Annotated in this window: 14 protein-coding genes and 3 tRNA genes; 12 read left to right on the top strand and 5 right to left on the bottom strand. The window is 40.8% G+C overall.

The genetic code is table 11. The features are described 5' to 3' along the window. The first annotated feature begins 30 nt into the window (after positions 1-30). The 7 genes from EIZ39_RS01435 to EIZ39_RS01460 all read left to right on the top strand — a co-directional run bounded on the left by EIZ39_RS01435 (position 31) and on the right by EIZ39_RS01460 (position 3,383). Positions 31-705 carry a hypothetical protein gene (locus tag EIZ39_RS01435; RefSeq protein WP_129196651.1) on the top strand — a complete coding sequence of 225 codons (675 nt, stop codon included), beginning with the start codon at positions 31-33 and terminating at the stop codon, positions 703-705. A gap of 211 nt (positions 706-916) precedes the next feature. Beyond that, positions 917-1,369 (top strand): hypothetical protein, encoded by a 453-nt coding sequence (locus EIZ39_RS01440; RefSeq protein ID WP_129196653.1) that lies wholly within the window; start codon positions 917-919, stop codon positions 1,367-1,369. After that, the gene (locus EIZ39_RS01445; protein ID WP_129196655.1) at positions 1,335-1,661 is read left to right on the top strand and encodes a hypothetical protein; all 327 of its coding nucleotides are present in this window, start codon (positions 1,335-1,337) and stop codon (positions 1,659-1,661) included. Before EIZ39_RS01440 ends, EIZ39_RS01445 begins: the two co-directional genes overlap by 35 nt. Beyond that, positions 1,649-1,780: a hypothetical protein gene (locus tag EIZ39_RS27475; RefSeq protein WP_255433852.1), complete on the top strand. Its 132-nt coding sequence runs from the start codon at positions 1,649-1,651 to the stop codon at positions 1,778-1,780. The genes EIZ39_RS01445 and EIZ39_RS27475 overlap by 13 nt, the downstream gene beginning before the upstream one ends. Then, positions 1,780-2,064: a hypothetical protein gene (locus EIZ39_RS01450; protein ID WP_129196657.1), complete on the top strand. Its 285-nt coding sequence runs from the start codon at positions 1,780-1,782 to the stop codon at positions 2,062-2,064. Before EIZ39_RS27475 ends, EIZ39_RS01450 begins: the two co-directional genes overlap by 1 nt. A 33-nt stretch (positions 2,065-2,097) precedes the next feature. Further along, positions 2,098-2,640: a hypothetical protein gene (locus EIZ39_RS01455; RefSeq protein ID WP_129196659.1), complete on the top strand. Its 543-nt coding sequence runs from the start codon at positions 2,098-2,100 to the stop codon at positions 2,638-2,640. Positions 2,641-2,912: 272 nt separating this feature from the next. Beyond that, positions 2,913-3,383 (top strand): helix-turn-helix domain-containing protein, encoded by a 471-nt coding sequence (locus EIZ39_RS01460; protein ID WP_205668500.1) that lies wholly within the window; start codon positions 2,913-2,915, stop codon positions 3,381-3,383. Between the two features lie 385 nt (positions 3,384-3,768). On the opposite strand, the gene EIZ39_RS01465 is transcribed toward EIZ39_RS01460, so the two are convergent. Further along, positions 3,769-4,524, bottom strand: a complete 756-nt coding sequence (locus EIZ39_RS01465; RefSeq protein WP_129196661.1) for a hypothetical protein — start codon at positions 4,522-4,524, stop codon at positions 3,769-3,771. A 548-nt stretch (positions 4,525-5,072) separates the two neighbouring features. Between EIZ39_RS01465 and EIZ39_RS01470 the strand changes: the two genes are divergently transcribed. From EIZ39_RS01470 to EIZ39_RS01485, 4 genes are all read left to right on the top strand, one after another. After that, entirely contained in the window at positions 5,073-5,936 is an 864-nt protein-coding gene (locus EIZ39_RS01470) for a tyrosine-type recombinase/integrase (protein WP_129196663.1), read from the top strand. Positions 5,937-6,925: 989 nt separating this feature from the next. Next, positions 6,926-7,001, top strand: a tRNA-His gene (locus EIZ39_RS01475). Between the two features lie 7 nt (positions 7,002-7,008). After that, positions 7,009-7,083 (top strand) — tRNA-Cys (locus EIZ39_RS01480). 25 nt (positions 7,084-7,108) lie between these two features. Next, positions 7,109-7,195, top strand: a tRNA-Leu gene (locus EIZ39_RS01485). Between the two features lie 118 nt (positions 7,196-7,313). Here EIZ39_RS01485 and EIZ39_RS01490 read toward each other — a convergent pair. Continuing rightward, complete coding sequence (locus EIZ39_RS01490) at positions 7,314-7,526, bottom strand: YuzK family famiily protein (RefSeq protein ID WP_129196665.1); 213 nt, start codon at positions 7,524-7,526, stop codon at positions 7,314-7,316. Positions 7,527-7,705: 179 nt separating this feature from the next. Here EIZ39_RS01490 and EIZ39_RS01495 point away from each other — a divergent pair, with 179 nt between their 5' ends. After that, entirely contained in the window at positions 7,706-8,209 is a 504-nt protein-coding gene (locus EIZ39_RS01495) for a DUF421 domain-containing protein (protein WP_129196667.1), read from the top strand. 46 nt (positions 8,210-8,255) lie between these two features. Here the strand turns inward: EIZ39_RS01495 and EIZ39_RS01500 are convergent, their stop codons facing one another. The 3 genes from EIZ39_RS01500 to EIZ39_RS01510 form a co-directional block, all read right to left on the bottom strand. Beyond that, positions 8,256-9,668, bottom strand: coding sequence for a SpoVR family protein (locus tag EIZ39_RS01500; protein ID WP_129196669.1), 1,413 nt, complete (start codon positions 9,666-9,668; stop codon positions 8,256-8,258). Position 9,669: 1 nt separating this feature from the next. Further along, on the bottom strand, positions 9,670-10,833 hold the full coding sequence (gene yhbH, locus EIZ39_RS01505; RefSeq protein WP_129196671.1) for a sporulation protein YhbH: 1,164 nt from the start codon (positions 10,831-10,833) through the stop codon (positions 9,670-9,672). 76 nt (positions 10,834-10,909) lie between these two features. Next, positions 10,910-12,805, bottom strand: a complete 1,896-nt coding sequence (locus EIZ39_RS01510) for a PrkA family serine protein kinase (protein ID WP_129196673.1) — start codon at positions 12,803-12,805, stop codon at positions 10,910-10,912. Positions 12,806-13,027: the final 222 nt, after the last annotated feature.

The following is a 13,027-nucleotide window of genomic DNA, read 5'->3' on the forward strand; positions in this document are numbered from 1 at the left end:
AATCAAAACGAAAAGGAGCGATGATTTATTATGAAAATTTTTCAAACTGTGAAAGAAACCAAAGAAAAATACGATCAAAGACACGAGGAGTTATTAATCCAGAAAGGACAACTCAAGAAACAATTAGAGGAACTTCGTAGGGAATATGAGGATCGTATCGCAGAGGACGAACTTGGTGGAAAAGTATTCACTTCGAAGCCACAAATGAAAGAGAAACTGAGAAATCTGGAGGATAAACTCGAAGAGGTTGAACATCGTATCAATGTAAATCGCAAGGGACTTCATCAAGCACTTGCTGATTTAGTTCCAGCTATTCGTGACTGGAGAAGCAAGAAGAAAGCAAACCTCCAGAAGAAGCATGAACAGGCTCTTGAGGATACTATCGACGCTCTTGCGACGTATTGTCTAAAACTTCAAGAAGTCCACTCGATCAAAAAGGAGTTTGACGCTCTGAACACTGACGTACAGGCTCTCCAGAATGAAGTAGGAACAGAGATCGGAAACGACAAAACTGTTTTAAGAACCCCCGAACTATGGATTTACTCTCTACCGTTCGCAACTTCGAAGGGTCATCTTCCCTCTCGAAGAACAGGGGCAACGATCTACGCTCTTACTGATACAGAGATTTCAGACATCTTAAACAGTGGGAAACTTCCTGTTAGGGTTCAAGAATATATCGACAGGAAGAAAGGAGCGAAGAACTAATGCAAGATTCGTTAAAACTCATCCAACAGGGATATGAGGCGAATAAAGAGTATCAAAAGACAATCAATTGAAATTCCGCAAGTTTCGAAGCATATCAAGAACGATTAAAACAGAGGATTGAACACGGAGAGGCAAGCAGTCTTGAACTTCTCTCCTATGGATTTTCTCAAGTTGAGAAGAAAGAAGAGGACGGCAAGAAGGAGGGCGAATAATGGAGCGAGTTATCGTCAATGGCAAGCGATACGTCGACGTCCTACGCTTGATCGAAAGTACGGAGGAGCAGGAGGATAGTCTCCTTCCTCCAGAGTTTTTCGGTGCAAACGGCGAGTTACTAATTGATTTAAAAGACATCGAGAACAGACGAAAAGAACTCGGAATGGAGCCTTCTCCTCTTGTTATGGCTTTGAGTGAAGCTGACCAGCGTCGAAAACAGAGACTTGAAGAAGAAGAGAAAATTATAAGAGATGCAGTCGAGTTGTTGATTGACGGAGACCTCACATCATTGACTTCTGTTGCGTATCTTCTCAATGTTTCTTATAGCAAGATGAAGCGACTTTTAATGAAAGACTCTTTTAAAGACGCATTATTGAAACGCTATAAAGAAAAACACCCAGAGGAGGTTCAGTGTGATGGCTCAAGTTCATGTAGGAGCATTCGTCGCTGATGGTCATTTTAAACATACGGAAGTGTATTATGAGGTAACTGGACAAACAACCAAGAATCACAAGAAAAAGGTCCTCGATGTTCGAGTCATTGCGAAAGGTCTTCGAGGTCAATCGGTTGAAATCGTCTGGGAAGACTCTGACGATGAAAAGACCTTCACGAGGTTTCAAACGGTTCATTTAACCGAAGGAATTAATGATTGTTTTGTAGTTATAGACAAGGACTTCTTCAGATACCGCATAGTTATTGACGGTGATCTTCCTGTTGATAGAGTGGACGTATGGATTCGATAGTAGAAGGGGTATCAGCCACGAAGGAGTTGAAAGATGAAAGTTCAAGAGACGAGGTCGAAGGTAATTCCTTTGCTCTTCGTCTCTTTTTATTTTTTATGAGAAAGGAGCATGATCAGTAATGTTAGTTTGTGGGGATTCCTTTGTAGTAGACAATTTTCAAGAGATTGTAGAGAGAATAAAAACACAGTATACTGCTGACGACTTGAGACGGGCAAGGGAGGGTGTTCGAGCAGTTTATCAAGAGAAAGTCGAACAACTAAAAAGTGTTATCTCAAAGGATGATAGGGTAAACGATTGTATCAAGTTAGAACTATTAATGGAAATCTCGTTACTGGAAACTATCTTTAAGTTAGGGAAAGAGGAGTCTTCAGAAGTCTTCTTCCTACAAACGAAGGATCAATAAGCGAAAAGAGGCAGGCTGTAAGGGGGGATTTATATGATTGTAAGGGGTCTGATTAGGCTATCTCGATCTGTCGCTCGAAGAATGGATACCAACGGAGGTTCTGGGATAAAGACTGTTGGTGCTCCAAAGATTGGTATGACAGCAACATTCAACACAAGAGGACTCGATAGTCTTGAAGGTGCTCTCGGTTCTATCGTTGAAAGTGCAATGCATGACATCGCAGATGACCTCACTCGAGTTTCTTCAGAGACTGCACCTCACGATAAAGGTGTTCTTGAGAAGTCTTTCTCAAAAGATGTTGTTTCTCAAGGTTCAAAAGTAACAGCGACGGTGACGTATTCTGTATCAGAAAACTCATCTGGAGGTTCGTACAACTACGCTCTGAAAATGCACGAGGACGACTATAATCTAGGAGCAGGTTCTCAAGCAAAGCCTGGAGGAAAGGGTATGAGTGGTAAAACGTATCCAGTCGGTAAGAAATTTCTTACTCGACCTCTTTACGGTGAAGCTGGAGCGTATAAGGAGCATATCGAGAAAACACTTGATAAGGCAATTAAAGACCGTGAGATTAAGTAAAAAGCGAAGTGTGGTTGATCTTGGTATTACGGAGGAACTGGCTGCTGTCCTTGAGGCTATGAGAGACTTGCACTTACAAAAGCGAATGAAAGACGGTTAACAAAGTATATTGAATATAGAGAAATAAGGGCGAGGTCTCGGAAGAGGTCTCGCTTCTTTTATTGTCTTCGAAAGACATGAAAAGTCACACCGATGTCGTGATGGTTACATAAATAGACGAGAGTAGACGAGTAAAGATCAAAACAAAATTTATTAAAAAGGAGCGATTGACTATGATGGAAAGGCAAATAATTGAAGAACAAATAATGCTAAGAGAAGTGTTTGAAAGACAGATGATGAAAGAACAAAAGATACTCAGACAAATGATGGAGAAGGAGACGATAGACCTTATGCAGGACGAGGACTTTCGACATCAATTCTATTTCTCTGGAGAAGAGATAAGAAAATATCGTGAACAGGCAGGGTTATCAAAAAGACAACTTGCGGACATTGTCGGAGTCTCACAGTCACATATCCACAATATAGAGGCTGAGCGAGATAGACAGTCTAGAGCGTTGAATTCGAGATTGCTCGATGTATTTTTCCCTATGGAGAAAGAGTACGAATATGAGTACAGTTACACTCGTGTCGTGAAGCACCCGAATGTAAAGTATCTGCGATTTATTAGTGCTAATCGAGAATTATTTGGGACTAGGGAAGAAATACTCGCACTTGCTCACAACATTATAAAACATCTTGCGTAGGAGAGCCTTCTCAGGTTCTCTTTTTCTCGTTTAGAAACAGTCTGAATCGTCAAAACTGTTTCTAAAACGTTAAGGACGGTGAACTCCATGAATTGTTGGAAGTGTGGTAAGCAGATAAAAGAAAAAACCGCTGATAAGCGGTATGGACAGTGTATCAAATGTACGAAAATCGATCTTGCCTTTGTCCAAGGGATGAAAAACACGCTTAAACAATAATGACCTTTTTGTTGTCGATGATGATACTCGCTCAGAACTCTCCTCTCTTCGTAATAGTGGAAACTCGAAGCTACATCACTCGATGACTCGTTCAGTGAATCATACGAAGAGGGAGAAGGTTTTATGATTGTCTTGTTCGTCTTTCGTTATTATGGGGTCTGAGGGAATACTAGGAGATATATAATCCACACTTAATTATGTGCCAGTTCAACGACTCAGCAGGAGATGTAATTTTGAAATACTCATCTACATTGGCAGAATTAAAAGAAGGCTCATCTTCATCGATATCTAAGTCAACTTCGTTGTATTTTACTAAGAGTTGATGTGTGACTGCTTTCTCAATCGTTAACATGACACTTTCTTTATCAAGTTCTTTTTCTGCAATTGCTTCAATAAATCGCCGCCCTTCTAAAGTTGCAGTTCTACTTTTCTTTCCTTTGTTATTTTTTGTAATGTATCCGTAGATGAAATTAAAATTGGTTATATCGTCATCGAAAAAGTTTGAGAGAGCGTGAATACATATGAGGTCTTTATGACTTAAGTTTGACTGGTTATTTACCATAGTTTGAAGCATAGTACCCATAATTAAACACGCTTTACTAGAACGTGCTAACATGATTTTTGAAAAAGTGTCAGCAATGAATTCAGCTTTCGCTTCATCATCAATGTAATTAATCAACTTTTCAATCTGATCTTCAGTTGGAATTTCTTCTGGTTTGAATCCTCTTAAGAATGATTCAAACCTTTTTTGCATTATTAGGGAAGTAGTATTCTTGACGAACCCTACAACCTTTACCGTGTCTCCTAGTAGTTGCACATAGTCGTTTTCTAAGATATCTTTCTTCACATCTAGGTAATTCGATATATGCTGATTCGCTTTTTCCCAGACATCTTTTGACCGCTGTATTAACTCTCCTTTGTCCATGTCTTCTCCTTCTCCTATTGTTTTAAAGTCTATTTTTAGTATTCTCGAAGATGATTAAAATTCCTGTATTGTGGAATTCAAGATATGAGTATTCTGAAGATTAAAATGAGGGAGTTCGTGTAATTACGTCTCTTTTGTTCCATCTGGTGCAACAGTGGGGGAATCGAGGAATATCGTTCAACTTCACACATTTACTTACTATATGTTAGTTAAATGCAGATGTATCAAGGTGTCACGCTTTTCGAGGTTTATCGGTGAATTCGTTTAGAACTCCGTTAATCACACCCCAGACGTTCCCATCCCGAAACTTTCGAACTGGCAATACCCAGCGACAAGACCTCAGAGCAAGTCCTCGGAAGTCGTCCCTTCGTTAAACCTCGACAACAGCGAATGAGTGACGTCCTTCGATACTCCTCGAAACATTTCGTCGTATTTCCTTGAGAATATACGACGAGTTTGATACAGTAATTACAGGGAAACATTGATATTTCGCTTGATTAACTCAAGAAAATCTCGTCATATATCCTCTGAAGGGAGTGTATATCAGTATGAAATTCGAGAAGTTTATCGAGAAGCTACAACATGAAGGAAAGTCAGAACTGACATTAAGACAGTATCGTTCAAGCTGGAATCGTTTCGTCAAATGGTTCGATGGTGAAGACGCTGAACAAGCGACTCAACTCGATATTGCTCGTTTCAAGAGAACCATGCTGGAGAACCTCAGTCCTTCCACCGTGAAGCAGACGCTCCTCCATGTCCGAGCGTTCTTCTCGTACCTAACAGAGCAGGGAGACGCTCCAGACAATCCAGTTGAGAACGTCGACGCTGTTACTGTAGCAAGGACTACTCCTAAATGGCTGAACAAGAATGAACAGAATGCTGTTATAAGAGCAATTCGCAGATATGGCGACATTAAGGAACTAACGATCTTTACACTGTTATTACATACAGGACTCAGGGTTCAAGAACTCTGTGACGTGAAGCTGACAGATATCACCCTGACAGATAGGAAAGGAAATCTAGTCGTCAGGAAAGGTAAGCACAACAGGAGAAGAGAGGTTCCTTTGAATGTAGATTCTCGAAGAGTTCTCGAACAATATCTATCTAGTCGTAACAGTGAGAGCGAATATCTCTTCGACTCCCAGCGTTCTCCTCAGATGACAACCAGAGCAGTACAGCATATCATTGAGAAATATCGCAAGCTGACAGGTATTGAAAATCTGACTGCTCATGCACTTCGTCATTCGTTCTGTCATGAACTCGTAAGTAAAAAAATTCCTCTCGATGTTGTCGCTCGTCTCGCTGGACACATGAAAGCCAACGGAACACCTAACATAGAAATGACTCTCGTGTATACTCAGCCTTCTCATGAGGACTTAGAGCGAGCAGTCGAAGAACTAAGTTGGACGTGAGGCTAGAAGTCTTCACGTCCTTTTTTGTTTGGTTGTCGATGGAGAATTGTACAAATTTGACCCCTACCCCAAGGGGGAGCCACCCCTCGAACTGGACGGGAAAGGGATAAAAACAAATATACAATTTTTTGTAAACTCAAAGGTCAAGAGAAGGACAGCTTCACTCAAGAAAGGCAACGAAAGACATCGAAATTCCTCGTTCTTAAACCGAAGGGAACCCAGCCCCTCTAAGAGACCTCTATCAAAGATTTTTTCTTCATTAAATTACGAAATCTTGTTATAAATTTACGCAAAATTTTTGAGACTTTCGTAGGTCGCAGGGAGGCGGTTCTCGGACTTGCAATTCGTCGAGGCTATGATATAATCGTCTTAATCGAATGAGAGTTGAAATGTTCTGAAGGTTGTACCGAGTGCTGATATTATAGCGTTTGGACTCCGATATGGACTTCGTAAAACCAACGGAAACAACGGAAAATCCTCCAAGCACCCTTGGGGTGGGTGAGGTCGCAGGTTCAAATCCTGTCGTTCCGACCATTACTTTAGTACATAGATAAACACTCAATTGAAATTGAATTGAGTGTTTTTTTGTTAGGCTCCTGTAGAATTCGAAGGTTGCTCCCTTAATACATATTCATATGCAACTGTCTAATCAATAAAAGTACAATAAAAAAGTAGGGGCTAAAATAAAAGATTTCAGTATAATTCTCTTCCTCGCCTTGTATATATCAAGAAGTAGACCCTTTAAAGGGGGGGAATAGAATGGCCGGTAAGGAAATGTTTTGTTACTCATGTGAGGTATCACGCCCATTTCAGATTGATGGACCAAGATATGACTGGACGGAAAAAGGGATGATCGAAATATTAGATTATCATTGTTCTGTATGTAAAAAGCACTATAGAACCACACGATCTGTTAAAGTAATAGGCTAACATCAAACTTGACTTTGGAGTAAATAAAAGATAAAATGTTCCTTGTCACATTAATTATGGCGGTCGTGGCGAAGTGGTTAACGCATCGGATTGTGGCTCCGACACACGTGGGTTCGATTCCCATCGATCGCCCCATTCATTTGGGAGTATAGCCAAGTGGTAAGGCACAGGTCTGCAAAACCTTTATTCCCCGGTTCAAATCCGGGTACTCCCTCCAGTGAGGTCCTTGTTCATATATTTTTGCGGTCGTGGTGGAATTGGCAGACACGCTATCTTGAGGGGGTAGTGGTCGTATGATCGTGCGAGTTCGAGTCTCGCCGACCGCACCATTTATACATAGTTGTTAAGGCTTCTTTCCTTAAGATGATACACACTTCTTAAGGAAAGAAGCCTTTTTATCTTTTTGGGACCCCTACGATTGAGGGGAAAGAATCGATTTACCTGAACTTAAGCAAAACCCTTTGCTTTTAACTCGCGATATTCTTTTTCACTATCTTTGGCCACTTGGAGCTTTTTTTGGAAATCAGCCTGGTATTCAGCATAAATTACCCCGCGCGCACGGAAAAGAGCCGATTCTAGCGCTTGTGTCGTCTTTTCTTTAAATGGTCTGATGATAATCCCTCCTTTTATGGTCTTCTTTATTTTCCAATATTTTTCCAAAACAATCAAATAGCAGGAAATAGACTTACAGGTGAATAGAGGGGAGGAGGCGCTCTGATAGCTAATCATCTTCGTTAGATAGAAAGATCCTCAGAAACCCGGTATTATGCTCTCTATTTAGGTCTTTTAACTCCGTATAAATTGAAAAACAAAGAACATGATATGCTTGAGGTGATTTCATGGATTATCTTACCGTAGTGTTTAAAACCTTCGTAGTCTTTGTGGCTGTAATCATTGGTTTTCGCATCATGGGCAACCAGGCCGTAGGTAGGCTCACGGCATTCGATTTGGTTGTGGTTATTGCTCTAGGAGCATTAATGGGGGCACCTCTTGCAGATGATTCATTAAATATCTACATGGCGGTTACAGCAGTGGCTTCTTTGGTGTTCCTTCAGAGGTTTACAGCGTTTCTTACCGTCAAAAGTAAGTGGTTTGCTAAGGTGGCGATCGGGGAACCTATTAAGTTGATAGAACAAGGGAAAATTTATGAGAAAGGACTTTATCATTCCAGACTAACGTACGACAACCTCATGGAGGAGTTGAGGTTAAAGGGAGTCACGAAGCTAGCAGATGTTGAATTGGCTTATCTTGAGCCGGAAGGGCAAGTGAGTGTGATCCCAATAAAAGAAAAGCAGCCTTTGACTCGTTCGGACCTCGACGAAATCAGAAAGGGAGAAAAATAGCATGATGTCTTTAGGAAACTTAAATCATTTCCTAAAGACAACATGCTTATATAAACTTGCGATGGACTTTTTCACCATCATAGGAGAAAAGAACGTTTCTCTCTTCTAATTTTGTTTCAATATGGACCGATCTACCCCATAAGTGGTAAACGTAAGGAAGGGTCTTTTCAAGATAGCGTATATCTAGTTCTACCCCCTCGTAATGATGACGTAAATACAGCTCCCGATCAGCATGGACAACGGTAATGTAAGGGAATCCTCCATTCATGCGGCTATCTACTAGAGTATCTCTTACTTTTTCCCACTCGGTGCCATTAACGACATACTCGTTACCCATCTTGCCAAACGTGTACATATCCATCTCTTTAACAAGATCATGGGTTAAGTAATTTCGAATAAAACTCACATCAGATTCCAGTTCTCTAACTTCAAACATGTGGTCACGGCCGAAGCGCTTTTCAATATCCTCAAACATTTTCAGTCCTAGATAGTAAGGATTCAACTGAGTGGTAGAGGGTTGGATGACGGATGCGTTTAACTTTGCAAATTCGATCGTCTCTACATCCGATAAATCCATTTCTCTTAGAATTCGCGTATGCCAGAAGGAAGCCCAACCTTCATTCATGATCTTGGTTTCAATCTGTGGCCAGAAATATTGCATCTCATCCCTTACAATAGTGAGAATATCTCGCTGCCAATCCTCAAGCTGTTGGTTGTGATTCATAATAAACAGCAAGAGATCCTTTTCCGGATCCATAACCTGGCTACTTGAATTCTCAGCCTTCTGTGCTCGGTGGTCTCTTAGCATATCCTTAATGGACTTGTACCCAGTGGAAGAACCACCTGCTGCAACTGAACTACTTGCAGTAAAATGTTCGTCCCCTACTGCAGGTTCTAAATCCCACAAGTCCTCATAAGGAAGTAATGTTCTTGATTTTGTATTTTTATCTTTAGTTGGAGCTTTTTTTATCCTGTCTGCATAAGGGTCAATGTGTTCCGAGATCGCCATAGCAGCATCTAAGAAAGCTTCCACCTTGGAACGTCCATATTTCTTTTCATACTGTCTGATTCGGTCAGCACTTGCGGCCATGCTATCCACCATATTGCGATTAGTGTGAGCAAAATGAGCATTATTCTTAAAGAAATCACAATGAGCTAAGACATGAGCCACGATGAGCTTATTTTGAATAAGCGTATTAGAATCTAGTAGAAAAGCGTAGCACGGATTTGAGTTGATCACTAGTTCATAGATTTTGCTCATCCCCAGATCGTACTGAAGTTTCATCTTATGAAATGATTTTCCAAAACTCCAGTGATTGTAGCGCGTAGGCATGCCATAGGCACCAAAAGTATAAATGATTTCTGGTGGGCAAATTTCATAGCGCATAGGAAAAAAGTCTAATCCAAATCCCTTTGCAATTTCCGTAATTTCCTCAATGGCTTGAGTTAATTTCTCCATATTAACTAATCAGCTCCTCTTCCACGGATTCAGAGAAAAAGGTGGTAAGTGCTTTTAATATATCCTTTCTCTCATAAATCACAGACGTCCGGAGTTTAGGGTGGTTAATGCTTTTAAACACATCCCCTAAGGTAGACATACGATGGTGTTGATTGATTTCTCCATAAGCAAAGAAGTTTGTCACTTCCATCATCTTTTGTATAATCTGGGTACACTCATCATTATCTGACGGCAGATTATCTCCGTCGGAAAAGTGAATGGGGTAAATGTTGTATCGACTTGGTGAGTACTTTGTTCGAATTAACTCCATTGCTAATTTATATGCAGAGGAACAGACCGTTCCGCCCATTTCGCCTTTGGTAAAGAAATGTTCTTCGGATACAATTTTAGCGTGGGTATGGTGAGCAATGAATACAATTTCCACGTTCTTGTAGTTTTGTCGGAGAAACCTAGAAATCCAGAAGAAGGTCGTTCTTGCGATATCCTTCTCAAATCTCCCCATGCTTCCGCTTGTATCCATCATACACAATACAACAGCTTGTGAATGAGGGATCTTTACTTCATTCCAAGTTTTAAAACGTAGGTCATCTTCAAGAATCTTTCCAAGACCTTGGCCTCCTTCTTGGATATTTCGCTTAATGGCTTGCAGAATGGTGCGCTTTTTGTCTAGATTACCCATAATCCCTTTTTTGCGTATATCGTTAAACTCGATGCTGTCTACGACAACTTCTGCATGCTCTTTTTTGTCCAGATGTGGGAGTTTGAGTCGGGAGAATAATTGGCCTTCTACTTCTTCTAGAGTAACTTCTGTCTCGAAGTAATCCACTCCGGGTTGATCCCCTGCACCTGCTCCTTGTCCTGGGCCTTGCTGTTTAGGTTCACCGTCTTTGGCAACGACATCGCCTTTTTTCGTATTCCCTTCACCCGTACCAACATGATTCTGCCTGCGGTAGTTATAGCGGAAGCGAAATTCATCAAGAGAGCGGATGGGAATTTTGACAATGTTTTTTCCATTGGAGGTAAGGACGCCTTCTTCTGCAACGAGATCTGCCAGATTGTTCTTTAAGGCTTCTTTTACCTTTTCGCGATGGCGGGTTTGGTCTTCATGTCCCTTGCGGTGAAGTGACCAATCTTCTTGCGAAACAATAAATAAAGAATCATTCATGCCTTTTCCACCAACTTTCCTAGCAAAAATAGCTGTGTTCAAGCGAAGAGCTTGAACACAGTTTGTCTATATTGTTCTATCGATTCAGCAGACTTCCCGTATACTTAAGCAACTCATTAGAGCAATGTGGGCAATAACTATGCTCATCCATTAATCTAGCCGTCACTTCATTGACCTTCTTTAATTGCTGTTCATCAGGAGTCTTCGTTGACGTAGTAATCTTTACAACATCTTTGAGATCCGCAAAAAGCTTTTTCTCAATCGCTTCTCTTAAACGGTCATGTGAATCATATTCAAATCTCTTTCCTTTTCTCGCATAACTAGAGAGGCGGATGAGAATTTCTTCACGGAAGGCTTTCTTCGCGTTCTCAGAGATCCCGATTTGTTCTTCAATAGAACGCATTAATTGTTCATCCGGATCGACCTCCTCATCTGTGATCGGATCCGTTAATCTTTTTCCATGGCAGAATGCTTCTACGTTGTCGAGATAATTGTTTAGCAATGTTTTTGCTGATTCTTCAAAAGAGTAAACAAAAGCCTTTTGTACTTCCTTCTTAGCAATTTCATCATACTCTCTTCGCGCAATTCCGATAAGATTCATGAAGTGCTCTTTTTCATCTAAAGTAATACTAGGGTGTGTATCTAAGCCATCCTTTAGAGCACGAAGGACATTAAGTGGATTGATGCAAGTCATCTCATTCTTGATTAGAGCGCTGGAAATACGATTAATGACATAGCGAGGATCAATCCCGGACATTCCTTCTTCAGCAAACTCATTTTTAAGCTCTTTAAGGTCGGATGCACCAAAGTTTTCCATTTCTTCTCCGTCGTAGAGGCGCATCTTGGTAACTAGGTCTAGCCCTTGATTCTTTGATTCTTTTAACCTTGTCAAAACACTGAACATGGCAGCGGCTCTGAGGGCATGGGGAGCGATATGGACACTCTTCAAGTCACTTTGATTGACTAGCTTTTCGTAGATTCGCACTTCTTCTGATACCTTTAGGTTATAAGGAATTGGCATGACGATGATCCGTGAGTGCAAAGCTTCGTTTTTCTTATTATTAATGAAAGACTTATATTCGGTTTCATTCGTATGGGCGACAACAAGCTCATCAGCTGAGATGAGGGCAAATCTTCCCGCTTTAAAATTACCCTCTTGAGTGAGGGATAAAAGATTCCAAAGGAATTTCTCATCACACTTTAGCATCTCCTGGAATTCCATGAGTCCACGGTTTGCCTTATTTAATTCACCATCGAAGCGATAAGCACGCGGGTCTGATTCAGATCCATACTCCGCGATGGTAGAAAAATCAATGCTTCCGGTTAACTCAGAGATATCCTGAGATTTTGGATCGGATGGACTGAAAGTACCAATCCCTACGCGATCATCTTCGGAAAATATAATCCTTTTAATAGGGACGTTTCGGATTTCGCCTCTCCATTCCTCACGAAGCCTAAAACGGCACATAGGACAGAGGTTACCTTCAATTTTAATTCCGTATTCCTCTTCAAAGTGTGGACGAAGTCTCTCAGGAATAAGATGAAGGGGGTCTTCGTGCATAGGACAACCCTCAATGGCGTAAACGGCTCCGGCATCTGTCCGGGAGAAATTCTCCATACCGCGTTTTAGTAAGTGAACAATAGTGGATTTCCCACCACTCACTGGTCCCATCAATAGTAAAACTCTTTTTCTTACATCCAATCTACGAGCGGAGGAATGGAAGTAATCCTCTACTAATCTCTCGATAGCATCATCGAGACCAAACATGGTGTCACTAAAAAACTTGTATTTCTTTGCTCCTGATTGCTCTTCTACACCGGCATTCATAATCATGTTATAGATACGAGAATGGGCCGTTTGGGCAATGGACGGATTTACTTTGACCATGTCTAAATACTCTTCAAAGCTACCCCTCCACTGTAAGTTGCTTTCCTCATTATGAAAGTCGTCTAGAAGATTTAAGATCCCCATGGTGTTGCTCCTTCCTTCTTATAAATTAATGTGGTTTTCTCCTGTCTCATCATGAAGTACTTGAAATTAGTATCATTGTTGACCAAAATATCGAGTTATAATCGTGAATTTTCTCAACTTTTCCACATGAAGGATATTTCCTGTAAAGAAAAATACAAAGATTGTAAAGAGTGGGGATTGTTATTATAATAGAGTTACGTTAGTGAAGCGCTTTCATTTTAT

This window comes from Ammoniphilus sp. CFH 90114 (assembly GCF_004123195.1).
In the GTDB taxonomy this organism is placed as follows: Bacteria; Bacillota; Bacilli; order Aneurinibacillales; family RAOX-1; genus YIM-78166.